The sequence below is a fragment of the Promicromonospora xylanilytica genome (assembly GCF_054782895.1).
Window position 1 is genome coordinate 629,785 of sequence record NZ_BAAGRP010000007.1, and the last position, 25,520, is coordinate 655,304.

Consider the following 25,520-nt stretch of genomic DNA (forward strand, 5'->3'; position numbering starts at 1 on the left):
ACCGACCTCCCCACTGTGCCACGAGCGACCGCCTCCTGAGGCTGTCTCCGATACCTGCACAACGATCCTTCACACCGATGTGGTCATACTCATAGGCACGGGGAGAAGAACTCTTTACCCTTGGTGAACGTGCGCTTCCTCCCCGAGCAGAGCCCGTCCACCGACCTCACCTACGGCGACGTCTTCCTGGTCCCGTCCCGCTCGGACGTCACGTCGCGGTTCGACGTGGACCTCGCGTCCGACGACGGGACCGGCACCACGATCCCCGTGGTCGTCGCCAACATGACGGCCGTGGCGGGCCGCCGCATGGCCGAGACCGTCGCCCGCCGCGGGGGTCTGGCGATCATTCCGCAGGACGTCCCCGCCGACGTGGTCGCGGGCGTGGTCGCGGACGTCAAGGCCAAGGACCCCGTCATCGAGACCCCGGTGATCGTCTCGCCGCACGACACCGTGCACAGCGTGCTGAACCTGCTCGGCAAGCGCTCGCACGGGGCCGCCGTCGTCGTGGAGGACGACCGTCCGGTCGGTGTCGTGACGGAGTCCGACTGCGCCGACGTGGACCGGTTCACCCGGGTCGACGAGGTGATGTCGGCGGAGCCCCGCCTCCTGGACGCCGCCCTCCTGGACGGCCCCGGCGGGCTGGAGGCCGCGTTCGACGTGCTGCACTCCGCGCGCCTCGACCTGGCCCCGGTGGTCCGCGACGGCCGCCTGGCCGGGATACTGACCCGCAAGGGCGCGCTGCGCTCGTCCATCTACTCGCCCGCGCTGGACGCCTCGGGGTCGCTGCGGATCGGCGCCGCCGTGGGCATCAACGGCGACGTCGCCGCGAAGGCCAAGGACCTGCTCGCCGCGGGCGTGGACGTGCTCGTGGTCGACACCGCGCACGGCCACCAGACCAAGATGCTCGCCGCCCTGGAGGCGGTCCGGTCCCTCGACCCGGCGGTGCCGGTGGTGGCCGGGAACGTCGTCACCGCGGAAGGCGTGCGCGACCTGGTGGCCGCGGGCGCCGACATCCTCAAGGTCGGCGTGGGCCCCGGCGCGATGTGCACCACGCGCATGCAGACCGGCGTGGGCCGGCCGCAGTTCTCCGCCGTGCTGGAGTGCGCCGCGGCCGCGCGCGAGCTCGGCAAGCACGTCTGGGCCGACGGCGGGGTGCGCCACCCCCGCGACGTCGCCCTGGCGCTGGCCGCGGGCGCGTCGCAGGTGATGGTCGGCTCCTGGTTCGCGGGCACGCACGAGTCGCCCGGCGACCTGAAGTCGGACGGCTCGGGCCGCCTCTACAAGGACTCGTTCGGCATGGCGTCGGCGCGCGCGGTCGCGGCCCGCAACTCCGGTGCGGGGACCGCGTTCGCGCGCGCCCGCAAGGCCCTGTACGAGGAGGGCATCTCCACCGGCAAGATGTACCTCGACCCGGCGCGGCCCGGCGTCGAGGACCTGCTGGACGAGATCACGTCGGGCCTGCGGTCCTCCTGCACCTACGCGGGCGCCCGCTCGCTCGCGGAGTTCTCGGAGCGCGCGGTCGTCGGCATCCAGTCGGCGGCGGGCTACCAGGAGGGCATGCCGGTCCCCACGAGCTGGTGAGCTGCCCGACCGAGCTGGCTACTCGACGATGACCAGACGCCGCGTCGGGCGGGTCAGGGCCACGTAGAGGTCGCGCTCGCCGCCCGGCCGAGCGTGCCGGATGCCCTCCGGGTCGGCCAGCACCACCGCGTCGAACTCCAGCCCGCGCACCTGCGAGACGGGGACGACGCGCACCGTGCCGTCGAGGGCGTCGGCCAGCGCGGGCGCCTCGTCGTCGGCGGCCACCACGGCGACGAGGTCACCGTGCTCCAGCTCCCGGGCCACCTCCTCGGCCACGGACCCGGTGAGGTCACCGCCGGACGCCCGGCGGCGGGGCTCGTCCCCGTGCCGCACGGCGCGGCTCGGCGCCTGCTGCGGGGCGATCCGGGCCAGCAGCGGTGCCGCCTCGGCCAGGACCTCGGCGGTGGTGCGGTAGCAGACCGTCAGGGTACGTACGTCGGCACGCCTGGCCAGGTCGCTGCCCAGCGCGTCGGCCCAGGACGCCGCGCCGGTCGCCGGGCCGGCCTGGGCGAGGTCGCCGACCACGGTCATGGAGCGGCCGGGGCAGCGGCGCAGCACCGAGCGCCACTGCATGGGCGTCAGCTCCTGCGCCTCGTCCACCACCACGTGCCCGTAGGTCCGGGCGGGCGGGCCGTTCAGCAGGTGCTCCGCCTCGTCGAGCAGCGGCAGGTGCGCGGCGGTCCAGGTGCCGGCTCCGCCGTCGGGGGTGCCGCCGGTCAGCTCCGGGTGCGCGTCCAGCAGGTCCAGCACCACGTCGGCCGCGCCGAGCCGGGGCCACGCGGCCTCGACCGCCCGCTCCAGGGACGGGTCCGCGGCGAGCTCGGCCCGCAGGGCGCCGGGGTCGAGCTCGGCCACAGCGGCGGCGTGCCCGAAGGCGCCGCCCTCGTCCGGGCCGAACCCGAGCCGCTCGAGGTCCTTCGCCGCCGCCCGGTCGACGTCCACGCCACCGGTCAGCACCTCGATGTCCTCGTCCAGCTTGGCGAGCATGATCCGGGCACGTGCCTGTACCTCGTCGGACACGAAGTCCACGACGAGGTCCTTGAACAGCGACCGGGCCGGGTTGTGCGGCAGGCCGGCGCCGCCGGCGGTCGCCCGCGCCTCGGCGAGCGCATGCTCGTCCATGGTGATCGCGTCGCCGTCGACCAGCACCGTCAGCGTGCCGTCAGGCGCCTGGTAGCGCCGCACCGTCTCGGCCAGCTCGTCGGCCAGGCGGACGTCGCCGGCGGCGCGGCGCACGTCGTGGCCTACCTCGGGGGCTGCGTCGAGGTCACGGTCCAGGCCGAGGGCGTCGGCGGTCAGGCGGTCCGCGGTGGTCATCGCGACGTCGTTCTCGCCCAGGGACGGCAGGACCTCGGCGATGTAGTCGAGGAACCTGGGGTTGGGGCCGAGGACGAGGACGCCGTCGGCCCGCGCCTCCTCGAAGCCCGCGAGCACATAGGCGGCGCGGTGCAGGGCGACCACCGTCTTGCCGGTGCCCGGACCGCCCTCCACGACCGTGACGCCACGGTGCGCCGAGCGGATGATCGCGTCCTGCTCGGCCTGCAGCGTCGAGACGACGTCGCGCATCCGGCCGGTGCGCCGGGCGCCGATGGCCTCCAGCAGCGGCCCGTCGCCGACGACGTCCTGGGGGCCCGGCTCCGCGCCGTCGAGGAGCTCGTCGCTCACCCGGGTGACCGTGCGGCCCTCCAGGCGCAGGTGCCTGCGGCGGTGCAGCCCCATGGGGTGCGCGGCGGTCGCGGCGTAGAACGGGCGGGCGGCGTCGGCGCGCCAGTCGACGAGCAGCTGGTCGTCGCCGTCGCTCAGGCCGGTGCGGCCGATGCGCAGCGAGCGGCCGTCGGCGTGGTCGATCCGGCCGAAGCAGAGGTGGTGCTCCGCCGCTCCCAGCGTGCGGGCCCGGCGGCCCAGCATGCTGACACGCACCTCGCGCGTGAACGCCTCCTCCGGGTCGGTCGAGGAGGCGCGGACGGCCTCGTGGAGGTCGGCACTGACTCGGGCCACCTCTCTGTCAAGCCGTGCGTACAGGGCGTCGACGTACTCCTGCTCGGCGGACTGCTCGGTCTGGCGTTGCTGCACCGGGTCTCCTCGTTGTCGGGCCTGGTGTCAACGCGGACGGTTCGCAGAACGTTCCCGGGTTCGCACCGCGCTCGGGAGTGGCGCGCGGCCCTGTTCCGTGGCTCAGGAACCGGCGGCACGCCGCCCGAACGTGCCGGCCGTGACCGTGGCCCACGACCTGCGCACCAGCTCCTCGAGCACGGCGAGATCCACCTGCTCGAGGTCCTTCAGGTACAGGCACCCGACGCCGGTGGTGTGCGGACCGAGCCGCGCCAGCAGGTCCGCGTGCGCGTCCACGCCGTCCGGCAGGTACACGGTGCTCGCCGCCTTGCGCGGCGCGAACGCCGCCGCGGGGGCGTGTCCCGAGTGGCCGCTCTCGTACTCGTAGCGGTACTCGCCGAAGCCGATCATCGAGGTGCCGAACATGCGCGGTGCCACGCCCGTGACCCGCTCCATGAGGTCGCACAGGGTCCGCGCGTCACGCCGCCGGACGGCGGACGGTACGGCGTCGATGTGGTCGGCGGGGTCGCCGTCGGTCCAGGTGGTCACCATGGTCCCAGTATGGGCATACCGGTACCGTTGACCGCCCGCCCAGCGCACCGCCGCAGCGCACCCGCGCGAAGAACCAGGACAAAGGAGGCCGCCGTGGTCGCCGCCGACCTCGACGTCACCGTCGACCTCACCCGATCCCTCCTGAAGGAGCAGCACCCCGATCTCGCCGACCTGCCGCTCGAGCTGGTGGCGAACGGCTGGGACAACGTGATGGTCCGGCTGGGGGACGACCTCGCGCTGCGCCTCCCCCGGCGCGAGCTCGGGGCCCAGCTCATGCACAACGAGCACCGTGTGCTCCCGCTGCTCGCCCCGCGCCTGCCGGTCCCCGTCCCCGTGCCGGTCCGCGTCGGCGCGCCCAGCCCGGCGCTGGGCTATCCCTGGCCCTGGGGCGTCGTGCGGTGGGCCGAGGGCGTGCCCGCCGCCACCGTCCCGGCAGCCGGGCGCACGCCCTGGGCCGAGCACCTGGCGCGGGTGTTCGTCGCGCTGCACCAGCCTGCCCCCGAGGACGCACCGGGGAACAGGTTCCGTGGCATCCCGGTCGCCGAGCGGTCGGCGACCTTCGACGACCGTCTCGCCCTGCTCCCGGAGCGGCTGCACGCCCGTGCCAGGGCCCTGTGGGCCGACGCGGCGGACGCCCCCGGGTACGACGGCGTCCCGGTGTGGCTGCACGGCGACCCGCACCCGGCCAACCTCGTGGCCGACGGCGACCGCCTGTCGGCCGTGATCGACTTCGGCGACGTGACCAGCGGCGACCCCGCGTCGGACCTCGGCGCGTCATGGCTCGTGTTCGACGCGGAGGGTCGGGACCGCTTCCGTCGCGTGATCGACGCGCAGGCGCGGGACGGGCGCGGGTGGGACGCCGGCATGTGGCGCAGGGCCCGCGGCTGGGCGCTGCTGTACACGACCATCTGCTTCTCGTACCCGGACACGCACCCGATCATGGTCGGGGTCGGCGAGCACGCGATCGGGCAGCTCTTCGACTGACTGTCGGTGGCACCGGCTAGGTTCCTCGCATGTCCTACACCAGGCCCTTCTTCGCCCTCCTGACCGGCACGCCCGACGGCACGGCGCACCCCCAGACGGTGCACGCCCTCGGCGTGCTGCACGTCCCCTCCGGACGCCTCGAGGCGTCCGACCCGTACGTGAACCTGGGCGACGGCCTGGTCGTCGAGGTCCCGCCGGGCAGCTACCCGGCGTACGTCACGGTCGCGGACGTCTCCGAGGCCCGGGACGGGAGCCACTCACGCGAGGCGTACCTCTCGCTCGTGCTGTCCGACGCCGCGGTGGCCGAGGTGCGGCCCGCCGCGCCGAGGGACGCCGAGCCGCTGGAGGGCGACGAGTACTACGGCGTAGGGGTCGACGCGGGCACCGTCGGGTTCGCGGACGCCGCGGCGGTCGCCACCGCCATGCCTCCGGCCGACGGTGACGTCGAGTGGTACGACGACATCTTCGACAACGGGGAACCCGGGTCCTGGTTCAACCTCATGGACAGCGCCGACCACTACGTGGCGGGGTGCGCCAACATCGTGATGCCGCTGGCGACGGCGGGCGAGAACGTGGTGCTGAGCCACTCCGGCTGGGGCGACGGCTTCTACCCGGTGGTCACCACGCACGCGGCCGACGGGTCGCTGCTGGGCGTGCACATCGACCTGCTCGTCGCCGGGGCCTCCTGACCCCGCTCCTGACCCGGTCAGAACCGCACGGCGGTCGTGTTCGCCCCGCAGACGAGCACCGCGACCCGCTCCCCCGGCTGCGGCACGTAGGCGCCCGACAGCACGGCGGCGAGCGCCGTCGCCCCGCCGGGCTCGGCCACGGTGCGCGTCGTGTCCCAGAGCGCGAGCTGGGTGGAGGCGATCGCGTCGTCGGTGACCAGCACCGACCGGGCCACGAACCGCTGGGCGAGGGGGAACATGAGCCGCCCCACCTGCTTCGGCGCCAGCGAGTCGGCGGCGATGCCCTCGGTGGGCGCGTCGACCGGCTCGCCGGCCGCCAGCGCCCGGTGCAGGGTGGGCGCGCCCTCCGGCTCCACGGCGACGACCTCGACGTCACCGCGGAACCAGGCGGCGATGCCGCCGATGAGCCCGCCGCCGCCGACGGCGACGAGCAGCGTGTCGACGTCGGGCAGGTCCTGGCCGATCTCCAGCCCGAGCGTGCCCTGCCCGATCAGCGTCTCGGGCTGGTCGTACGCGTGCACGGTCAGGGCGCCGGTCTCGGCGACGTGCTCCTCGCTCGCGGCGAGCGCGTCGGCGTACCGCTCGCCGCCGACCACCAGCTTGGCGCCGTACCCGCGGATGCGGTCGGCCTTGGCGGGGGACGTCACGCTCGGTACGAAGATCGTGGCGGGGATGCCGAGGCGGGCCGCCGCGTAGGCGACCGCCGCCCCGTGGTTGCCGCCCGAGGCGGCCACCACGCCGGAGTCGGGCACGTCGCGGGTCAGGAGGTTCGTGAACGCGCCGCGTGCCTTGAACGACCCGGAGTGCTGCAGCGACTCGAGCTTGAGCGCCACGGGGTGCGCGGGCCGGCCGAAGTCCGCCAGGTCCACCTCCAGCACCGGGGTGTGCCGCACGTGGGGGCGGATCAGGGTCTCTGCGGTGCGGATGGCGTCGCGGGTCACCTCGGTCATCGGGTACTCCTTCGGGCGTCGGCGGTGTGCGTCACGAGATCTCCAGCTCTGTGCTCCGGTCCCACTCCTCGGTCCAGCCGAGCTGGTCGAACATCGCGTCGAGGACCCCCGCCGTGAACCCCCACACGAGGTGGGTGACGGCGCCGTCGTGCACGTGGAATCCGGGGCCACGCCAGGTCTGGTTGCCGCGGCGCGCGACGACGGTGAACCGGTTGGCGGGGTCGAGCAGGTCTGCCACGGGGGCGCGGAAGACGTGGGCCGACTCGGCGACGTCGACCACGCGCACGGGTGTGGGGCGTGCCCACCAGCCGAGCACCGGGGTGACGACGTGGTTGCTGACCGGCATGGGCAGCTCGTCGAAGGCGCCGAGCACCTCGATCCCCACCGGGTCCAGCCCGGTCTCCTCGACGGCCTCGCGCAGGGCGGCGGTGACGGCGTCCTCCCCGTCGTCGGCGCGGCCGCCGGGGAAGGCGACCTGGCCGGCGTGGCTGCGCAGCGTGGCCGCGCGCGCGAGCAGCAGGACGTCGAGGTCGGCGCTCACCGCGAGGTCCTGGTCCGCCCGGTCGGCCGCGAGGTCGTCCAGGACACCGAACAGCACGAGGACCGATGCGGGGCGCGCGTCGCCGGAGAAGTCACCCCGCGCGTGCCGCCACGGCCCCTCGAAGCCTCGTTCGGCGAGTGCGACCAGCTGCTTGCGTGCGGATGCGGAAGAACTCACTGCCCGACCTTAACTCCGGTCGCACGGCGTGGATCGCGCGTCATTCCCTGCGGCCGGTCGAACCGCGGACGAGGAGCTGGGACGGGAGCAGGGCGGGGCGCAGTCCGCGCTGCGCGTTGACGGAGAGCTGGCCGAGCATGGTCTTGATCGCGAAGGCTCCGAGGTTGCGCAGCGGCGCGGCGACCGTGGTCAGGGGCGGGGTGCAGAAGTCGGACCCGAAGATGTTGTCGAACCCGACCACGCTGACGTCCTCGGGGATCCGCGTGCCCATCTCGGTCAGCCCACGCATCATGCCGATCGCCATGAGGTCGTTGTAGACGATGACGGCGCTCGTGGGGCTCTCCCCGAAGACGCGGGCGGCAGCGAGCCCGCCGTCGACGGTGGGCGGGAACGGGCCCACGCGGCGCGCGCGCAGCGCGAGCTCGTCGGTGGTGTCCCGCAGCGAGCGCCAGCGCATCCCGTCGACCCAGGACGCCTCGGGACCCGCCACGTACGTGATCGTGGTGTGCCCCAGGTCGGCCAGGTGCTCGACCGCCCTGCGCATGCCCCGGGCGTTGTCGGTGACCACGCTGGGGATGTCGGTCATGACGCGGTTCAGGACCACGGTGGGACGCTGCTTGGCGGCGACGCGGATGGACGAGTCCGAGAGGCGTGACGTCGCCAGGACGATGCCCTCGACCAGCGGGATGACCCGGTCGAGCGTCTCCCGTTCCGTCTCCATGGACTCCTCGACGTCTGCGACGAGCATCGTGTAGCCGGCCTTGCGGGCCACTCCCTCCGCGCCGCGGATGATCTCGAAGAAGAAGGGGTTGGTGACGTCGGCGACGACCAGGGCGAGCAGCGACGTCTTGCCCGTCGGTAGCCCTCTGGCCAGCGGGTTGGTGCGATAGCCGAGCTCCGCGGCGACCTTGCGGATCCGCTCGGCGGTCTCCGCGTTGACCCTGCCGGGTCGGGAGAAGGCGCGCGATACGGTCGAAGGTGCCACACCGCAGGCCTCGGCGACGTCGTAGATCGTCGGTCTGGCGGGTCTCGGCGTCCCCGGCGTCGGGTCCATGGGGGCAGGTTACGCGGTAGCCCGGCTCACCAGAGGAACGACCGGACCGCCGTGGCCACCGCGGCGGGCCGGTCGCGGTGCACCGCGTGCCCTGCGCCGACCACGACGCGCACGCGCACGCTCGGGTTGCGGATCATGAGCTCGACCCCGGTGCGAGGGCGGAACAACCCGCCGTGGGCGGGGTCGGCGCCCAGCACGAGCGTGGGGACCACGAGGCGGGTGATGACGTCGGTGTGCCGCCAGGGCGCGTTGTCCCGCAGGGTGCGGGCCACCGCTGCCGCGTCGGCGGCCTTCGTGGCGGCGGCCACCGCCGTGACGTCACGCCGGTCCCAGGCCGTGTGCGCCTCGGCGGCCTCCTGGACGGCGACGCTCTCGAACTGGTCGTCCGGGAGGTCGAGCGGCGGGTCGAGCAGCACGAGGCGGCGGGTGAACCGGCGGTCGGCGTCGGCGGCCAGAGCACCGAGCAGGCCGCCGAGGCCGTGTCCCACCACGACGTCCCAGCCCGGGGCGAGGGCGCGGGCGTCGGCGACATGGTCGGCGAGCAGGTAGGAGTCGGCGCGGGGGCTGGTCCCGTGGCCGCGCAGGTCGGGGGCGACCACCTCGTAGCCGTCCTCGGCGAGGGTCTCGGCGAGCCGCCACCAGGTGGCGCCCGCCGACGCGATGCCGTGCAGCAGCAGGGCCCGGCCCGGGCCGACGCCCCAGCGGGTCGTGGCGAGCACGACGGGAGCGGGCGGCTCGGACGCACCGTCGGGACCCTCGTGCCACATCACCATGAACAGAGAGTAACGATCAGGTGTATGCAGGTTTGCGCGTTTTGCACATCCTGCTCACGCGGACCAGCTGGCCGCGCCGGCGTCCGCCCGTCCCGAGCCAGATGCATGGACCCTTCCCTGACCTGCAAAAACGCCCTATTCTTGCGTCCGGTTCGGTCCGGTCCGGCCCGCGGAGGGGAAGACGATGGAACACGCGAGCGACCATGCCCTGGCGGCGACGGCCACCGCCGTGCTCGCCGCCCTGTGGTTCGCCTGGACGGTCCGGCACTCCGGCCCCTGGACACGGCTCGTCCCCTACGTCGGCGTGGCACTCTCGGTCGCCTTCGTGGTCCTGGGCGCCCTGGCCGCCGTGCGGGCCTGGCCCGACGGCACCGTGGTGACCGGGCGGGTCGTGAGCATCTACGCCGCCGCGCTCCTCGCCCACGGCGTCCTGACGCGCTGGTGCACGGGCCTCGTCGCGAGCAAGTACCGCCGCGCGGTGGCCGCGGCCAAGGACGACGCCAAGGCCGGCGTCACCACCGGCAAGCCGCGCATCCACCTGATCCCGACGGTCGTCGCCGTGTCCACGGCGATCCAGGTGGCGATCATCGCCAACACCCTCGACGTGCCCGGCCTCTACCTCGGCGCGGCCGCCGGGCTCCTCGCCGCCGTCCTGGCCTGGCCGCTCGGCGGGGCGCTCCGCCTCGCCACCCGCCCACGCGGCCACCGGTCGACGGCGGCGCTCGCGCACCCGCTGACCGGGCTGCTCACCGGAGCGGTGCTGCTCGCCACCGCGGTGTGGGTCCTCCTGCCGCCGCCGTAGCCGCCGCCCTAGCCGCTGCCGCGCCTGGTCCCGACCGGCGCCCCGTCCCGCGCCCGGGTGCGGGGCCCCGCATCTTTACCTGGACGGCTAGAGGAAGTATGACGCTCTTTCGTCATCTTTTGCTTGACACTCGACAGAAGTCGCCATAGGTTCACAAAGCCACCTTGTGGTGCACAACACGCATGTGAGCCATCCGGGCCGTACCGCCGGACGGTCGCATCGGTCATGAGGGCGTGTCCGCCGCCGTTGACGGTCACGAGCCGACGTCCTTGGAGGGAACGACGATGTGGTCCACCTTCGTGACATCCGTGACACCGCTGTCACAAGCGGCGTCGCACCCGACGGCCTCGCACGCCACACCCCCCAGTCCCTCCTGATCCCAGCCTCGCCGGGACGGGCCCGCAGGCCTGCCCGACGGTGTCGAACGGAGACGCATGTCTGAGAACACCACCGACGATCGATCCACGCGGAACGGCGTGTCGCGCCGCTCCATCCTGACCGGCACGCTCGCCGGACTCGTCGCCCCCACCGCAGCCCTGGCGCTCGGCGCCGACACCGCCACCGCCGCCGGGCCGGGATCCATCCGGCCGCTGGGCACCACCCGGCACATCACCATCTACGCGGAGCCCCTGCCCGACGGCCAGTACGGCTACGGGCTCACCCCCGGCAAGGCCAGCATCCCCGGCCCGCTGATCGAGATGTGGGAGGGCGACACCCTCCAGATCGAGCTGGTGAACAACACCGACAAGCGCCTGTCGATCCACCCGCACGGTGTCGACTACAAGACCGAGTCGGACGGCAGCCCGTTCAACGACTCCTTCAACGAGCCCGGCGAGACCCGCACCTACACGTGGGGCACGCACGCGCCGCAGCAGCTCGACGACGGCCACTGGCTGCCCGGCTCCGCCGGCTACTGGCACTACCACGACCACGCGCTGGGCGGCGAGCACGGCACCGCCGGGCTGCGCGCGGGCCTGTACGGCGGGCTCATCGTGCGCCGCAAGGGCGACATCCTGCCCGACCGCACGTTCACGGTCGTGTTCAACGACATGACCATCAACAACAAGTCGGCGCCCGACACCCCCATGTTCGAGGCGAACCTCGGCGAGACCGTCGAGTTCCTCGCGATCGGGCACGGGGACCAGCTCCACACCTTCCACGTGCACGCCCACCGCTGGGCGGACAACCGGACCGGATACCTGAACGGCCCGGACGACCCCAGCCAGATCGTGGACAACGCGGACCTCAACCCGGGCTCCTCCTTCGGGTTCCAGGTCAAGGCCGGGCAGAAGGTCGGCGCGGGCGCCTGGATGTACCACTGCCACGTGCAGTTCCACTCGGACGGCGGGATGGCCGGGGTCTTCCTGGTCCGCAACGCCGACGGGTCCATGCCTGAGGGAGCACAGGAGGCCATCGACCGGTTCCACGAGCACGGCGGCCACATGACCAGCAGCAGCAGCACGGAGCCCGCCACCTCGGGCGACGCGGGCCACGCAGGCCACTGACCGCCGGACGGAAGCACGACCACGCGCAAAGGAGCAGTGATGGAACGGACAGGAAGACGCAGGATCCACGGGGCAGCGGCCCCGGGCAGAACGGTACGGGGGACCCTCGCGGCAGTCGCCGGCGCGGCCCTCGTCGTCTCGCTGGCAGCGGTGCCGGCACAGGCGCAGCGCGGCACCACCACCAGCGGCACGGCCCCGGTGGCCGCCGCGCCCGCGGCGCTCGACGTGACCGCGGACGCCGCCGACGTCAACGTGCTGGTGTTCCACGGAGCCCCGGACCAGCAGAACGACCCGGTGACGCTGGCCACGCGGACCATCAAGGAGCTGGGCGCCGAGCACGGGTTCACCGTGCACACGGCCAGCGACCCGCGGGCGTTCACCGCGAAGAACCTCGCGGACTACCGCGGCGTGGTGTTCCTCTCCGCCGAGGGCGCGGAGCTCTCCACCGGGCAGGAGGACGCACTCAAGGCCTACGTGCAGGGCGGTGGCGGCTTCCTCGGCATCCGTGACGCCGCGCGGGCGCAGGACCGCTCGCAGTGGTTCACCGGCCTGATCGGCACCCGCCCGGCCGGCAACCTGCCGGACCCGCTCGCGGTCGCGAGCGTCACGGCGAGCGCCGAGAACCCGCCGAACGAGGACGCCCCGAACCTGATAGACGGCGACTCGAACACCAAGTGGCTCGCCTTCGAGCCGACGGCGTGGATCGAGCTCGAGATGGCGGAGCCCGTCGCGGCCACCCGGTACGCGCTCACCTCGGCCAACGACGCAGCCGGGCGCGACCCGAAGAACTGGACGCTGCAGGGCTCCACCGACGGCACGACCTGGACCGACCTCGACACGCGGACGGACGAGGACTTCCCGGACCGCTTCTCGGCGCAGGACTACCGCTTCGAGAACGACGTCGCCTACCAGCACTACCGCCTCGACATCACGGAGAACGCGGGTGACGGCCTCACCCAGCTCGCCGAGATCCAGCTCTTCGACGGCACCGGTGAGGAGGAGCCGAACCCGGAGGTCCCCGTGCAGGAGGCGACGGTCAACGTCGTCGACCGCGCGCACCCGGCCAACGACGGCCTCCCCCTCAACTGGACCCGTTCGGACCGGTGGCTCAACTGGTCGCCGAACCCGATCGGCGACGTGCACACCGTCGCGCAGGTGCAGGAGTGGGACTACGAGCCGGGCGAGGGCGCGAACGGCGCCTTCCACCCCATCTCGTGGTGCCGTGACTACGACGGTGGCCGCTCGTTCTACACCGGCATGGGCGGCACCACCGCCAGCTACGCCGAGGACGAGTTCCGCAGCCACATCCTGGGCGGCCTGCTCTGGTCGACCGGGATGTCGCGTGGCGACTGCCAGGCGACCATCGCGGAGAACTACGAGACCGAGCGCCTGACGGTGAAGAACACCGCGGGCACGCTCGACCAGATCGGCGAGCCGCACGGCCTCACCGTGGCGTCCGACGGCGGTGTCTTCTACATCGGCAAGGCCGCCTGCCCGTCCGGGCCGATCGCGTCCTGGGACGACCCGAACGTGGGCCTCGGCTGTGGCACCGTCCACCGGTGGGACCCGGAGTCCAAGAGCACGAAGCTGCTGACCACCCTGGACGTCATGGGTAACCGCGGCAGCGGCAGCGAGCTGGTCAAGAACGAGGAGGGCCTGCTCGGCATCACCCTCGACCCGAAGTTCGACGAGAACGGCTGGATCTACCTGTACTGGATGCCGCACGAGTCGATCGACACCGAGCGGCGCGTCGGTGAGCGGACGGTGTCGCGCTTCACGTACGACGCCGAGGCGAACACCATCGACCAGTCCACCCGCAAGGACCTCCTCGCCTGGGAGACGCAGATCCACAGCTGCTGCCACGCGGGCGGCGGCATGGACTTCGACAACGACGGCAACCTGTACATCGGTTCCGGCGACGCGAACTCCTCCGGCGGTTCCGACGGCTACTCCGGCAACAACTGGACGCAGGAGTACGCGGGCATCTCGTTCCAGGACGCGCGTCGTACCGCGGGCAACACGAACAGCCTGAACGGCAAGATCCTGCGCATCCACCCCGAGCCGGACGGCACGTTCACCATCCCCGAGGGGAACCTGTTCCCCGAGGCCGACGACCCGGGCGACAAGACGCGCCCGGAGATCTACGTCATGGGCGTCCGCAACATCTCGCGCCTGGCCTACGACAAGAAGAACGACTGGCTGACCGCGGCATGGGTCGGACCGGACGCCGGGCAGCCGAGCCCGGAGCTCGGGCCGGCGAAGTACGAGACCGCCACGATCATCACGTCGGCGGGCAACCAGGGCTGGCCCTACTGCATGGGCAACGGGCAGCCGTACCGTGACCGCAGCAACGAGGACGCGTCGGTCCTGACCGGCTGGTACGACTGCGACAACCCGAAGAACAACTCGCCGCGCAACACCGGCCTGGTCGACCTGCCGCCCGTGCGCGACAACATGATCTGGTACTCGCCCAGCGGTGGCGGACCGGTCTTCCCGGAGGGTGAGAACGGCATCCCGTCCTACGTGGACTCCGAGGCGACCTACACGCAGCCCTACCTGCGAGGTGGCGGTCAGGCCGTGATGAACGGTCCCACCTACCAGCGCTCCGAGGTGGACACCGACAGCGGTTCCGCCTGGCCCGCCTACTGGGACAACAAGTGGTTCATCGGTGACCAGTCCAACTCCAGCAACCGGATCGCCGTCACGGTGAACCCGGACACGGTCGACGAGGCCGGTCCCCCGGTCTTCGCCGAGGACCTGCGCCAGATCATCCAGGGCGGCGGCGGCAACAACCAGGTGCAGAGCTGGATGGACGCCAAGTTCGGCCCGGACGGTGCCCTGTACCTCCTGGACTACGCGGGCGGCTTCTTCTCGCTGCACGACAACCAGAAGCTGGTCCGGATCAGCTACAAGGGCGGACCGGCCACGCCGGTGCCGGCCGCTGCCGGAGCCAGCGTGCAGAGCGACCCGCTCACCGTCGCCTTCACGGGCGACACGTCGGGCGGCGTCTCCTACGCCTGGGACTTCGGGGACGGATCCACGTCGACCGAGGCCAACCCGCGGCACACCTACGACCGGGTCGGCGCCTACGAGGCGAAGCTCACCGTGACCTACGCCGACGGCGAGACCACGACGGTCGACGTCCCGGTCGAGACCACGTGCACCATCCCGGACGACCGCGACACCGTCTGGTTCGGGGAGACCGACACCCGGGTCCAGAACGACGACCTGGGCGGCTGCACGATCAACGACCTGATCAACGACGAGCGCGAGTGGGACACCAACGGCCGCTTCGTCAACCACGTGACCGACGTGGCGGACCAGCTCCTCGCCGACGGGGTCATCACCCGCACGGAGCACAAGAAGCTGCTCCGCGCGGCCTCGCAGTCCGGCATCGGCGCCGACGGCACCACCGGGTACCGGTGGCTCTTCGACGGCACCGCCGAGTCGCTCGCCGACTGGCGGCAGGCGCCGGGCGGCAACTTCGACCACCTGCCGAGCGGGTCCATCAAGGCGCAGGGCGGCCTGGGCATGCTCTGGTACCCCGGGGAGGAGTTCGAGGACTTCTCGCTGAAGCTGGAGTTCAAGGACGTCGCCCCGGGTGACGGACACGCCAACAGCGGTGTCTTCACCCGGTTCCCCGACCCGCGGGTCGCCAAGGACGAGCGCCCGGAGTGCGGTCAGCTGACCGACGCCGAGGCGTGGGTGGCCATCTACTGCGGCCACGAGATCCAGCTCTACGACGGCGAGAGCGGCGAGCCGCAGAAGACGGGCTCGGTGTACAACTTCGACTCGAACAGCCTGGCGGACGCCGGGGTGACCCCCAAGGGCGAGTGGAACGAGTACGAGATCCAGGTGGTCGGCCAGCAGTACACGATCATCCGCAACGGCGAGGTGATCAACGAGTTCGAGAACTCGCCGGGCAAGGAGTCCTCGCGCGCCGGTGACCCGCCCACCGACATGCGGCAGTTCCTCAGCGGCTTCATCGGTCTGCAGAACCACAGCGACGCGGACGCCATGGAGTTCCGCAACATCCGGGTGCGGGACCTGTGACCACGTTCGAGAAGATGAGAGGCACCCCCATGTTCCGACAGAGACTCTCCCGGCTTCTCGCCGGGGCCGCGGTCAGTGCCCTCGTGGCACTGCCGCTGGCCCCGGCGGGGGCCGCCGCGGTGGAGTACCGCGGCGACACCACAGAGCAGGCGGCCACCCAGGCCGCCGAGCAGGCAGCCGAGCAGGTGCTGACCTGGACCGCGGACGCCAGCGTCTCGGAGTACGCCTCGGCGCCCGCCACGGCGACCGCCGGGGCCACGACGATCGTGTTCGAGAACAGCGCGGCCACCGGCAACAACATCGGCATGTCGCACACCCTGACGTTCGACACCAGCACGCCGGGGTACAACCACGACGTCGACCTGGACATCCTGGCCAACCCGTACGACAACAACGGCGGACGGTACGAGGCCGAGGTCGTCCTGACCCCGGGCACCTACCGCTACTTCTGCGCGATCCCCGGCCACAGCACCATGGCGGGCGAGCTCGTGGTCACGGAGGAGGGCGGGGGCGGCGACACCACCGCCCCGGTCAGCACGGCTCAGGTCACCGGCCAGCAGGACGCCGACGGCGCCTACATCGGCTCGGCCACCGTGAACCTCAGCGCGGAGGACGACAGCTCGGGCGTCGAGAGCATCGAGTACGCGCTCGACGGCGGCGAGTACGTGCCGTACACCGAGCCGGTCGTGCTCGACACGCCCGGCACATACACGCTGGAGCACCGGGCGACCGACGTGGCGGGCAACACCTCGGCACCGGAGACGGTGCAGGTCGTGGTGGTGTCCGCCGACGGGGAGGACACGACGGCCCCGGTCGTCACCCCGGAGGTCACGGGTGACCTCGACGAGAACGGCGCCTATGTCGGGTCCGCCACCGTGAACCTCGCGGCGGTGGACGCCGGTACGGGTGTGGCGAGCGTCGAGTACGACCTGGACGGCGCCGGCTACACGCCCTACACGGACCCCGTGGTCGTCGACACGCCGGGTGAGCACACGGTGACCTACCGGGCCACCGACAACGCCGGCAACGTCTCCGAACCCGGCTCGGCGACGTTCACCGTCGTCGAGGCGCCCGTCGAAGACACCACTCCCCCGACGGTCACCGCCGAGGTCACGGGCGAGCAGGACGCCGACGGCGCCTACATCGCCTCGGCCACGGTGCAGATCCTGGCCGAGGACGCCGGCTCGGGCGTGGCGAGCGTCGAGTACGACCTGGACGGCGCCGGCTACACGCCCTACACGGACCCCGTGGTCGTCGACATCACGGGTTCGCACACGGTGACCTACCGGGCCACCGACAACGACGGCAACGTCTCGGAACCGGGCACGGTGAGCCTGGTCATCGTGGGCGGGGGCGACCCGCCGGACACGACGGCCCCGATCGCGTCCGCGCAGGTGGACGGTGACCAGGACGACACCGGCGCCTACATCGACGCGGCGACGGTGACCATCAACGCCCGCGACGGCGAGTCGGGGGTGGCGTTCATCGAGTACGCGCTCGACGACTTCATCTTCCGGGCGTACACGGGCTCGTTCGACGTCACCGACCCGGGCGCGCACGCGCTGCAGTACCGGGCCACCGACAACGCCGGGAACGTCACCCGGACGGGAACCCTGCGGTTCTCCGTCTCGCGCGCCGCGACCGACGCGTGCCCGGTCTCCGACGAGCGCCCGACGGTGATCATCGGCGGCGTGGACAGCGGGGTGGCGAACGTGGACACCGGTAACGGGTGCACGATCGCCGACCTCGTCGACGCCGACGGCGCGTGGGTCAGCAACAAGGCCTTCGTGAGCCACGTGACGCAGATCGCCGACCGGCTCGAGGCGGACGGGACGATCGACGCCAAGGAGCGCAGGACGCTGATCAACACCGCCAGGAAGTCCGACGTCGGCAAGTAGTCGACCCGAGGGTCCGGATGATCGGCAGAAGGTCAGGAGATCGGTAGTTCGAGTTACCGATCTCCTGGCCTTCTGCCGATCACGGAACCTATCGAGAGCCGGTTCAGGAACCCCGGCCCCGCGCCGAGCGCCCGCAGCGCGCGCTCCAGTGTCGCCGGGTCCAGCCCGCGACCGTACGTCGGGATGTCGGCCACGGGCAGGGTCAGGTAGTCGAGGACGTCGACGTCGAGGTGCAGCACGAACGGGCGTCGCCGACGGCGGCAAGAGCACTGCGTGCGGCCTCTTCTGGAGCGGCGAGCACCTCGTCGACCGGGATGCGCACCGCAGCGGGGACGTAGCCGTGGGTGTCCTCCTCGCCATCGGAGTACCCGAAGAAGACGAGCCGGTCGACGTCCAGCATCGGACGTCGGTGCCCGAGCGCGGCGAGCGGCTCCCAGGTGCCGGGCAGGTCCAGCAGGTGCGCGACACCCATCGAGTCGAGGATGGGTTCGTCGGGGTGGTCGGGAGGTAGCTGGAGGTCCTGTCCACCGTCCACGTACACGAGCGCCGCCTCCGGGTGACGCTGCCCGACGGCGGCGACCACGCCGATGGTCACGGTGCACTCCCCGCCGAGTCCGCCCGAAAACCTGGATGGTCGGCAGAACGTCAGGAGATCGGCAGCTCGGGCTGCCGATCTCCTGACGTTCTGCCGACCACATGAGGCGCGAGGCGCCCCGCGCGCTACGCGACCAGCGACCGCAGCACGTACTGCAGGATGCCGCCGTTGCGGTAGTAGTCCGCCTCACCAGGGGTGTCGATGCGGACCACGGCGTCGAACTCGACCTGCGAGCCGTCGGCCTTGGTCGCGGTGACCTTGACCGTCTCGGGCGTGGTGCCCTCGTTGAGCGCGGTGACACCGGTGACGTCGAACGTCTCCGTGCCGTCCAGGCCCAGCGAGTCGGCGTTCTGGCCGGCCGGGTACTGCAGGGGCAGCACACCCATGCCGATGAGGTTCGAGCGGTGGATGCGCTCGAAGCTCTCGGTGATGACGGCCTTGACGCCCAGCAGCGCGGTGCCCTTGGCGGCCCAGTCGCGCGACGAGCCGGAGCCGTACTCCTTGCCGCCGAGCACCACGAGCGGGGTGCCCGCCGCGGCGTAGTCCTGCGCGGCGTCGTAGATCGTGTCCTGCGCGTTCTTCACGAAGTTGTACGTGAAGCCGCCCTCGACGCCCGCGCCCTCGTTCTCCGCGGCCAGGAGCTGGTTGCGCAGCCGGATGTTCGCGAACGTGCCGCGGATCATGACCTCGTGGTTGCCGCGACGCGAGCCGTAGCTGTTGAAGTCACGACGCCCCACGCCGTGCTCGGCGAGGTACTTGCCCGCCGGGCTGTCCGCCTTGATGGAGCCGGCCGGGCTGATGTGGTCGGTGGTGACCGAGTCGCCGAGCTTGGCGAGCACGCGGGCGCCCGAGAAGTCGGTGACGGGCTCCGGCGTCATGCCCATGCCGTCGAAGTACGGAGGCTTGCGCACGTACGTGGACTCGGGGTCCCAGGCGAAGGTGTCGCCCTCGGGGGTCTCCAGGGCGGCCCAGCGCTCGTCGCCCTTGAACACGTCGGCGTAGTCCGACTCGAACATCTTGCGGTCGATCGAGGACGCGATCGTCTGCTCGACCTCCTCCGGCGTGGGCCAGAGGTCGCGCAGGAACACCGGGGCGCCCGCCTCGTCACGGCCCAGCGGGTCGTGCTCGAAGTCGAACTCCATGGTGCCGGCCAGGGCGTAGGCGATGACCAGCGGCGGGGAGGCCAGGTAGTTCATCTTGACGTCGGGGTTGATGCGGCCCTCGAAGTTGCGGTTTCCCGACAGCACGGAGACGACGGACAGGTCGTGCTCGTTGACGGCCTCCGAGACCTTCTCGTCGAGCGGGCCGGAGTTACCGATGCACGTGGCGCAGCCGTAGCCCACCAGGTGGAAGCCCAGCTTCTCGAGGTACGGCCAGAGGCCGGCCTTCTCGTAGTAGTTGGTCACGACCTGCGAGCCGGGCGCCATGGACGTCTTGACCCAGGGCTTGGAGACCAGACCCTTCTCCACCGCGTTCTTCGCGAGCAGCGCGGCGGCCATCATGACCGACGGGTTCGAGGTGTTCGTGCAGGACGTGATCGAGGCGATCGCGACCGCGCCGTGGAACAGCTCGAACTCCTTGCCCTCGCTGTTCGTGACGTGGACGTGCTTGCGACCGTTCGGCGTGATGGCCGGCGAGTCGGACGCGGGGAACGACTCCTTCTCCGCCTCGTCCACCCGGTCCATGACCTCGGGGGCGTAGGTGGGCAGGTCCCGCATGAACGCGCTCTTCGCGTTGGTCAGCTCGATGCGGTCCTGCGGGCGCTTCGGGCCGGCGATCGACGGGACGACCGTCGAGAGGTCCAGTTCGAGGTACTCGGAGTACACCGGCTCCGGCGTGTCGGCGTCGAGCCAGAGGCCCTGCTCCTTGGCGTACGCCTCGACCAGCGCGAGCTGCTCCTCGGAGCGGCCCGTCAGGCGCAGGTAGTCGACGGTGACCGAGTCGATCGGGAAGATCGCGGCGGTGGAGCCGAACTCCGGCGACATGTTGCCGATGGTGGCGCGGTTCGCGAGCGGCACCTGGGCCACGCCCTCGCCGTAGAACTCGACGAACTTGCCGACCACGCCGTGCTGGCGCAGCATCTGGGTGATCGTGAGCACGACGTCGGTCGCGGTCACGCCGGCCGGGATGGAGCCGTTCAGCTTGAAGCCGACGACGCGCGGGATGAGCATCGAGACCGGCTGACCGAGCATCGCGGCCTCCGCCTCGATGCCGCCGACGCCCCAGCCCAGCACGCCGAGGCCGTTGACCATCGTGGTGTGCGAGTCGGTGCCGACGCACGTGTCGGGGTACGCCCGCAGCGCGCCGTCCACCTCGCGGGTCATCACCGTGCGGGCCAGGTACTCGATGTTGACCTGGTGCACGATGCCGGTGCCCGGGGGGACGACCTTGAAGTCGTCGAACGCCGTCTGGCCCCAGCGCAGGAACTGGTAGCGCTCGTGGTTGCGCTGGTACTCGAACTCGACGTTGCGCGCGAACGCGTCGGTACGGCCGGCCACGTCGATCTGCACGGAGTGGTCGATGACCATCTCGGCCGGGGCCAGCGGGTTGATCCTGGTCGCGTCGCCGCCGAGCGCGGCGACCGCCTCACGCATGGTGGCGAGGTCCACGACGCAGGGCACACCGGTGAAGTCCTGCATGATCACGCGCGCCGGCGTGAACTGGATCTCGGTGTCGGGCTGTGCGTCCGGGTCCCAGGACGCGAGGGCGCGCACGTGGTCGGCGGTGATGTTGGCGCCGTCCTCCGTACGCAGGAGGTTCTCGGCGAGGATCTTCAGGGAGTACGGGAGGCGCTCGACTCCCTCGACCGCGTTGAGCCGGAAGATCTCGTAGGACTTGCCTGAGACCTCCAGCGTTCCCTTCGATCCGAACGTGTCCACGGTGCTCACTGTGGCTCCTTCTGCGGGGCTGACGGTGCGTCGGCTCTCACAGGCGCTGTCATCGCGCGATGGAGCCTTCGCATGGGTTCCAGGGGGCTTCACCCAGCCTAGGCCGGGCTGCTCAGGCCAGCATAACGCATATATCTTGACGTCAAGATATCTGGGAGACCACCTGGCGCGCGATGGCCGCGTAGCCGCGGTCGCCCACGTGGATCCCGTCGGGGTGCACGTCGCGGTCCCGCACCACGTCGGGGTCGATCAGCGAGACGTACCTCGCCCCGTGCTCCTGGGCGGCCACGCGCACCGCGTCGTCCAGGGCACGCGCCTCCAGCCCCACCATCCACGGCGTCGACGGACCGACGGCGACGATCCTCGCGTCGGGGAACCGGCGAGCGGCCAGCGCGTACGTCTCCGCGACCGCGCCGAACACCTGCGTGGGGGTCGTGCGCAGCTCCGGGAAGTCGTTCTGACCGCCCGCGATCACCACGATGTCGATCCGTTCGGGGAACCGCACCGACCGCAGCTGCTCCTCGTACGACAGCAGACCCTTCGTGGGGTGCCTGCTCACGAACCCCGTGCCGCCGTCGGCGACGTTCTGCTCGACCCAGCCCATCTCCCGGGCCACGAGGGTGCTCCACCGCTCGGCGGGCGACGACGCGCCCTGGCCGACGGTGTACGAGTCCCCGACGAACAGCGCGACGGGACGGGTCGCCCTGGTCGCCGCCCGTCCGCCCGCCGACAACGTGGGCTCCGGCACCGCCGACGACGAGACCGCCGCCGGGCCGCCCCCGACGGAGACACCACCGACCGAGATGCCACCCGCACCGACCAGCATGCCCGCCGCGACGGCGAGGACCATCGCCACCGCCACACCCACGACGATCCCGCCGCCCACCAGCCACCGCTTCACGAGGCGCATCCTATGCGCCCGGAACAGCCCCTTTTGTCCATCGCGTCCCTCAGCTCTGCCGGTCCAGCACCGCTACTGCCTCGAGGTGGTGGGTGTGCGGGAAGAGATCGAACGCGCGGACCCGCGAGAGCGCGTAGCCGTGCGCCGCGAGGTAGCCCACGTCCCGGGCCAGGGCCGCCGGGTCGCACGCCACGTACACGATGCGGCGCGGGGCACGTGCCGCGATCGCGTCGACCACGGCCCGCCCGGCCCCCGTCCGCGGCGGGTCCAGCACCACGACGTCGGCGGGCTCAGCCTGCCCGCCCGCCAGCACACGCTCCACCGCGCCCACCTCGAGCGTCACCTGCTCGAACGCGTGCGCGTTGCGGCGGGCGTCCTTCGCCGCCTGCTCGTCGCCCTCGACGGCCACCACACGACCGCCCGGCCCGACGGCCTCCGCCAGCGGGAGCGTGAACAGCCCCGCGCCGGAGTACAGGTCCAGCACGGTCGCGCCGGCCAGCTCGCCGGCGCCGGCCGCATCCAGCACGGCGCCCGTCAGCACGGACGGCGCCTCACGGTGCACCTGCCAGAACCCGCCCGCGGCCACGCGGTAGCGGTGCGTGCCCCACGGCCCGGCCACGAACTCGTTCACGGCACGGCGGGCGTTGGGCCGGGTGTCGGGCTTCCCGCGGCGCCACGGCTCACCGTCGACCAGCAGCACCGGCTCCCCGTCGGACGGCGCCACCAGCGTCAGCTGGGCGCCCGGCTTCCAGGTGCGCGTGAACACGTCCTCCGCCACGGCGAACGCCGCGATCTCGGCGGTGCCGAGCGGCATCTTCTTCAGCGCCACGACGTCGTGCGAGCGGTGCTTGCGCATGCCCGCATGCCCGTCGGCGCCGGCCACCAGGTCGATCCGGGTGCGGTAGTGCAGGCCACGGCGCTCGTCGTCGCCGGGGGCGCCCTCGACGGTGACCTCGCGGGCCAGCCACTCCGGGTCGATCCGGGCCAGACGCTGCAGCTGCTCGACGAGCACATCGGCCTTCCAGCGTCGCTGCGCGGGCAGGGCGACGTGCGAGAGCTCGCCACCACCCACACCGTCGGGCCCTGCGGCGGGCCAGGCCGGCTCGACCCGGTCGGGCGAGGCCTGCAGCACCTCGACGGCGTCGGCCCGCCAGAAGCTCTGGCCGCCCTCGGTGACCCGGGCGCGGACGCGCTCGCCCGGCAGCGTGTGCCGCACGAACACGACGCGGCCGTCCAGCCGGGCCACGCAGTGCCCGCCGTGCGCGACGGGGCCGATCTCGAGCTCGACCTCGAGACCCACCTCGGGGGCGGGCACGTCGCTGACGCGGCGGCCGCGGTCCGGCCGCGGGGAGCGCTGCGGACGACGGCGCGGGCGGCTGCCCGAAGAGGGGTCGGCGGGCGCGGAGCGACGGTCGGGGTTGCGGGGCATACGCCAAGTATCCCCCGCCTAGAGCCGCCTGCCGCGCAGGAAGGCGTCCTCCTCGAGGCCGGTCTGGCCGCGCGAGGAGGCGAGCTGCCACGGGACGGACGCCACGACCACCCCCGGCGTGAACAGCAGGCTGCCCTTGAGGCGCAGCGCCGACTGGTTGTGCAGCAGCTGCTCCCACCAGTGGCCCACCACGTACTCGGGGATGTAGACGATCACGAGGTCGCGCGGTGACTCGCGGCGCACGGACCGCACGTACTTGAGCACGGGCCGTGTGATCTCGCGGTACGGGGAGTCGAGGATGCGCAGGGGAACGGGCAGGTCAAGGGCCTCCCACTCGGCGACGAGCCCCTCGATGTCCTCCCGGTCCACACCGACGGTGACGGCCTCGATCACGCTGGGCCGCGCGGCGCGCGCGTACGCCAGCGCCCGCATCGTCGGCTTGTGCACCTTGGAGACCAGCACGACCGCGTGCACCCGGCTCGGCAGCGCGCGGGCGGCGGAGACGTCGTCGAGCGCGAGCTCGTCGCGCACCCGGTCGTAGTGCGAGCGGATCCCGCGCATGAAGACGAACAGCACGCCCATCGCCAGGATCGTGATCCAGGCGCCGTGCGTGAACTTGGTCACCAGCACGATGACCAGGACCGTGCCGGTGAGCCCGAAGCCGACGCCGTTGACCACCCGCGAGCGCTTCATGCGGCCGCGCACGGCGGGGTTGGGCTCCGTGCGCAGCTCCCGCGTCCAGTGCCGCAGCATGCCGAGCTGCGACAGCGTGAACGACACGAACACGCCCACGATGTAGAGCTGGATGAGGCGCGTGGGCTGGGCGTCGAAGGCGACGATCAGCACGATCGCGGCGACCGCGAGCGCCACGATCCCGTTGGAGAACGCGAGGCGGTCGCCACGGGTGTGCAGCTGGCGCGGCAGGTAGCCGTCGCGCGCGAGGATGGAGCCGAGCACCGGGAACCCGTTGAAGGCGGTGTTCGCGGCCAGCACCAGGATGAGGCCCGTGACGGCGGACACGGCGTAGAAGGCGGGCGGGAAGCCGGAGAACACCGCCTCGGCGAGCTGTCCGATCACGGGGATCTGGACGTAGTGGGACGAGACCGGCTGGCCGTCCTGGGTGAGCTGGGAGTGCGGGTCCTCCGCGAACCGGACCCCCGTCGCCTGCGCGAGCATCAGGATCGAGATGATCATGGTCGAGGAGATGGCGCCGAGGAGCAGCAGGGTGGTCGCCGCGTTGCGCGACTTGGGCTTGCGGAACGACGGCACCCCGTTGCTGATGGCCTCGACGCCGGTCAGGGCGGCGCACCCGGAGGCGAACGCGCGGGCCAGCAGGAACGCCCCGGCGACGCCGACCAGGCCCTGGTCGAACGCGGCCTCGCCGGTGAGCTCGAAGTCCGCGCTCTCGGCCTGCGGCAGGGTTCCGGAGAAGAAGCGGAACGCGCCGGTGAGCACCAGGGCTCCGATGACGGCCATGTAGCAGTAGACCGGCACCGCGAACGCCGTGCCGGACTCCTTGACGCCGCGCAGGTTGATCAGGGTGAGCAGCACGACGACGACCACGGCGGCGAGCGTCTCGTGCCCGCGCAGCCCGGGGACGGCCGCGGACGCGTACTGCGCCGCCGCCGAGACGGACACGGCGACGGTGAGGACGTAGTCGACGAGCAGGGCCGACGCGACGCCGACGCCCGCCGTCGGGCCCAGGTTGGTGGTGGCGACCTCGTAGTCGCCACCGCCGGAGGGGTACGCGCGCACGTTCTGCCGGTAGGAGGCCACGACGATCAGCAGCACGACGACGACGGCGAGCCCCACCCACGGGGAGAAGGCGACGGCAGCGATGCCGGCCAGCGAGAGGGTCAGCAGGATCTCGTCCGGCGCGTACGCGACGGACGACAGGGCGTCCGAGGCGAACACGGGCAGGGCGATCCGTTTGGGCAGCAGCGTGCGGCCCAGGCTCTCGCTACGTTTGGGGCGGCCGACCAGTAGTCGTTTGGCCGCATCGACGATGTCCGACACGTTGGAACACTCTATGCCTGCCGATGGCCCGGAGCGCACCGTAGGGCCGCGGCGCGGTAGCGTTCCGTTCGTGCACTTCG

Annotated in this window: 19 protein-coding genes; 7 read left to right on the top strand and 12 right to left on the bottom strand. The window is 72.1% G+C overall.

The genetic code is table 11. The features are described from left to right. Positions 1-129: 129 nt before the first annotated feature. Entirely contained in the window at positions 130-1,581 is a 1,452-nt protein-coding gene (locus ACYVK7_RS10645; protein ID WP_460887650.1) for a GuaB1 family IMP dehydrogenase-related protein, read from the top strand. A gap of 18 nt (positions 1,582-1,599) precedes the next feature. Here the strand turns inward: ACYVK7_RS10645 and ACYVK7_RS10650 are convergent, their stop codons facing one another. Next, entirely contained in the window at positions 1,600-3,654 is a 2,055-nt protein-coding gene (locus ACYVK7_RS10650) for a HelD family protein (RefSeq protein ID WP_460887651.1), read from the bottom strand. A 102-nt stretch (positions 3,655-3,756) separates the two neighbouring features. Next, positions 3,757-4,185, bottom strand: coding sequence for a DUF1801 domain-containing protein (locus ACYVK7_RS10655; RefSeq protein WP_460887652.1), 429 nt, complete (start codon positions 4,183-4,185; stop codon positions 3,757-3,759). 93 nt (positions 4,186-4,278) lie between these two features. Here ACYVK7_RS10655 and ACYVK7_RS10660 point away from each other — a divergent pair, with 93 nt between their 5' ends. Next, positions 4,279-5,169, top strand: a complete 891-nt coding sequence (locus ACYVK7_RS10660) for an aminoglycoside phosphotransferase family protein (RefSeq protein WP_460887653.1) — start codon at positions 4,279-4,281, stop codon at positions 5,167-5,169. Between the two features lie 29 nt (positions 5,170-5,198). Continuing rightward, the gene (locus ACYVK7_RS10665) at positions 5,199-5,858 is read left to right on the top strand and encodes a DUF4241 domain-containing protein (protein WP_460887654.1); all 660 of its coding nucleotides are present in this window, start codon (positions 5,199-5,201) and stop codon (positions 5,856-5,858) included. A gap of 17 nt (positions 5,859-5,875) precedes the next feature. Here the strand turns inward: ACYVK7_RS10665 and ACYVK7_RS10670 are convergent, their stop codons facing one another. From ACYVK7_RS10670 to ACYVK7_RS10685, 4 genes are read right to left on the bottom strand one after another with little or no spacing between them, the layout of a single operon-like run. After that, on the bottom strand, positions 5,876-6,808 hold the full coding sequence (locus ACYVK7_RS10670) for a threonine/serine dehydratase (RefSeq protein ID WP_460887655.1): 933 nt from the start codon (positions 6,806-6,808) through the stop codon (positions 5,876-5,878). Positions 6,809-6,839: 31 nt separating this feature from the next. After that, entirely contained in the window at positions 6,840-7,526 is a 687-nt protein-coding gene (locus tag ACYVK7_RS10675) for an NUDIX hydrolase (protein WP_460887656.1), read from the bottom strand. 40 nt (positions 7,527-7,566) lie between these two features. Continuing rightward, positions 7,567-8,580, bottom strand: coding sequence for a LacI family DNA-binding transcriptional regulator (locus ACYVK7_RS10680; protein ID WP_460887657.1), 1,014 nt, complete (start codon positions 8,578-8,580; stop codon positions 7,567-7,569). A 26-nt stretch (positions 8,581-8,606) separates the two neighbouring features. Beyond that, positions 8,607-9,353 (bottom strand): alpha/beta fold hydrolase, encoded by a 747-nt coding sequence (locus ACYVK7_RS10685; RefSeq protein WP_460887658.1) that lies wholly within the window; start codon positions 9,351-9,353, stop codon positions 8,607-8,609. A gap of 184 nt (positions 9,354-9,537) precedes the next feature. Between ACYVK7_RS10685 and ACYVK7_RS10690 the strand changes: the two genes are divergently transcribed. The 4 genes from ACYVK7_RS10690 (at position 9,538) to ACYVK7_RS10705 (ending at position 17,611) form a co-directional block, all read left to right on the top strand. After that, positions 9,538-10,155 carry a hypothetical protein gene (locus tag ACYVK7_RS10690; protein ID WP_460887659.1) on the top strand — a complete coding sequence of 206 codons (618 nt, stop codon included), beginning with the start codon at positions 9,538-9,540 and terminating at the stop codon, positions 10,153-10,155. Between the two features lie 434 nt (positions 10,156-10,589). Then, positions 10,590-11,660, top strand: coding sequence for a multicopper oxidase domain-containing protein (locus tag ACYVK7_RS10695; protein WP_460887660.1), 1,071 nt, complete (start codon positions 10,590-10,592; stop codon positions 11,658-11,660). A 39-nt stretch (positions 11,661-11,699) separates the two neighbouring features. After that, positions 11,700-15,713, top strand: a complete 4,014-nt coding sequence (locus ACYVK7_RS10700; protein ID WP_460887661.1) for a ThuA domain-containing protein — start codon at positions 11,700-11,702, stop codon at positions 15,711-15,713. A gap of 29 nt (positions 15,714-15,742) precedes the next feature. Then, positions 15,743-17,611, top strand: a complete 1,869-nt coding sequence (locus ACYVK7_RS10705) for an OmpL47-type beta-barrel domain-containing protein (protein WP_460887662.1) — start codon at positions 15,743-15,745, stop codon at positions 17,609-17,611. A 53-nt stretch (positions 17,612-17,664) separates the two neighbouring features. Here ACYVK7_RS10705 and ACYVK7_RS10710 read toward each other — a convergent pair whose 3' ends face one another. The 6 genes from ACYVK7_RS10710 to ACYVK7_RS10735 form a co-directional block, all read right to left on the bottom strand. Further along, the gene (locus tag ACYVK7_RS10710) at positions 17,665-17,850 is read right to left on the bottom strand and encodes a hypothetical protein (RefSeq protein WP_460887663.1); all 186 of its coding nucleotides are present in this window, start codon (positions 17,848-17,850) and stop codon (positions 17,665-17,667) included. After that, on the bottom strand, positions 17,814-18,206 hold the full coding sequence (locus tag ACYVK7_RS10715) for a hypothetical protein (protein WP_460887664.1): 393 nt from the start codon (positions 18,204-18,206) through the stop codon (positions 17,814-17,816). The genes ACYVK7_RS10710 and ACYVK7_RS10715 overlap by 37 nt, the downstream gene beginning before the upstream one ends. 125 nt (positions 18,207-18,331) lie before the next feature. After that, positions 18,332-21,094 carry an aconitate hydratase AcnA gene (gene acnA / locus ACYVK7_RS10720; RefSeq protein ID WP_460887665.1) on the bottom strand — a complete coding sequence of 921 codons (2,763 nt, stop codon included), beginning with the start codon at positions 21,092-21,094 and terminating at the stop codon, positions 18,332-18,334. A gap of 142 nt (positions 21,095-21,236) precedes the next feature. Continuing rightward, a complete protein-coding gene (locus ACYVK7_RS10725) occupies positions 21,237-21,995 on the bottom strand; it encodes an SGNH/GDSL hydrolase family protein (protein ID WP_460887666.1) in 759 nt (252 codons plus the stop codon). Positions 21,996-22,044: 49 nt separating this feature from the next. Then, positions 22,045-23,424, bottom strand: a complete 1,380-nt coding sequence (locus ACYVK7_RS10730; protein WP_460887667.1) for a class I SAM-dependent RNA methyltransferase — start codon at positions 23,422-23,424, stop codon at positions 22,045-22,047. An 18-nt stretch (positions 23,425-23,442) separates the two neighbouring features. Then, entirely contained in the window at positions 23,443-25,440 is a 1,998-nt protein-coding gene (locus tag ACYVK7_RS10735) for an APC family permease (protein ID WP_460887668.1), read from the bottom strand. Positions 25,441-25,520: the final 80 nt, after the last annotated feature.

Bases quoted from the DNA above. Each gene is read 5' to 3' on its own strand.
- ACYVK7_RS10655 (WP_460887652.1), bottom strand. From the start codon at position 4,185: ATGGTGACCACCTGGACCGACGGCGACCCCGCCGACCACATCGACGCC.
- ACYVK7_RS10665 (WP_460887654.1), top strand. From the start codon at position 5,199: ATGTCCTACACCAGGCCCTTCTTCGCCCTCCTGACCGGCACGCCCGAC.
- ACYVK7_RS10670 (WP_460887655.1), bottom strand. From the start codon at position 6,808: ATGACCGAGGTGACCCGCGACGCCATCCGCACCGCAGAGACCCTGATC.
- ACYVK7_RS10680 (WP_460887657.1), bottom strand. From the start codon at position 8,580: ATGGACCCGACGCCGGGGACGCCGAGACCCGCCAGACCGACGATCTAC.
- ACYVK7_RS10685 (WP_460887658.1), bottom strand. From the start codon at position 9,353: ATGGTGATGTGGCACGAGGGTCCCGACGGTGCGTCCGAGCCGCCCGCT.
- ACYVK7_RS10690 (WP_460887659.1), top strand. From the start codon at position 9,538: ATGGAACACGCGAGCGACCATGCCCTGGCGGCGACGGCCACCGCCGTG.
- ACYVK7_RS10695 (WP_460887660.1), top strand. From the start codon at position 10,590: ATGTCTGAGAACACCACCGACGATCGATCCACGCGGAACGGCGTGTCG.
- ACYVK7_RS10700 (WP_460887661.1), top strand. From the start codon at position 11,700: ATGGAACGGACAGGAAGACGCAGGATCCACGGGGCAGCGGCCCCGGGC.
- ACYVK7_RS10705 (WP_460887662.1), top strand. From the start codon at position 15,743: ATGTTCCGACAGAGACTCTCCCGGCTTCTCGCCGGGGCCGCGGTCAGT.
- ACYVK7_RS10730 (WP_460887667.1), bottom strand. From the start codon at position 23,424: ATGCCCCGCAACCCCGACCGTCGCTCCGCGCCCGCCGACCCCTCTTCG.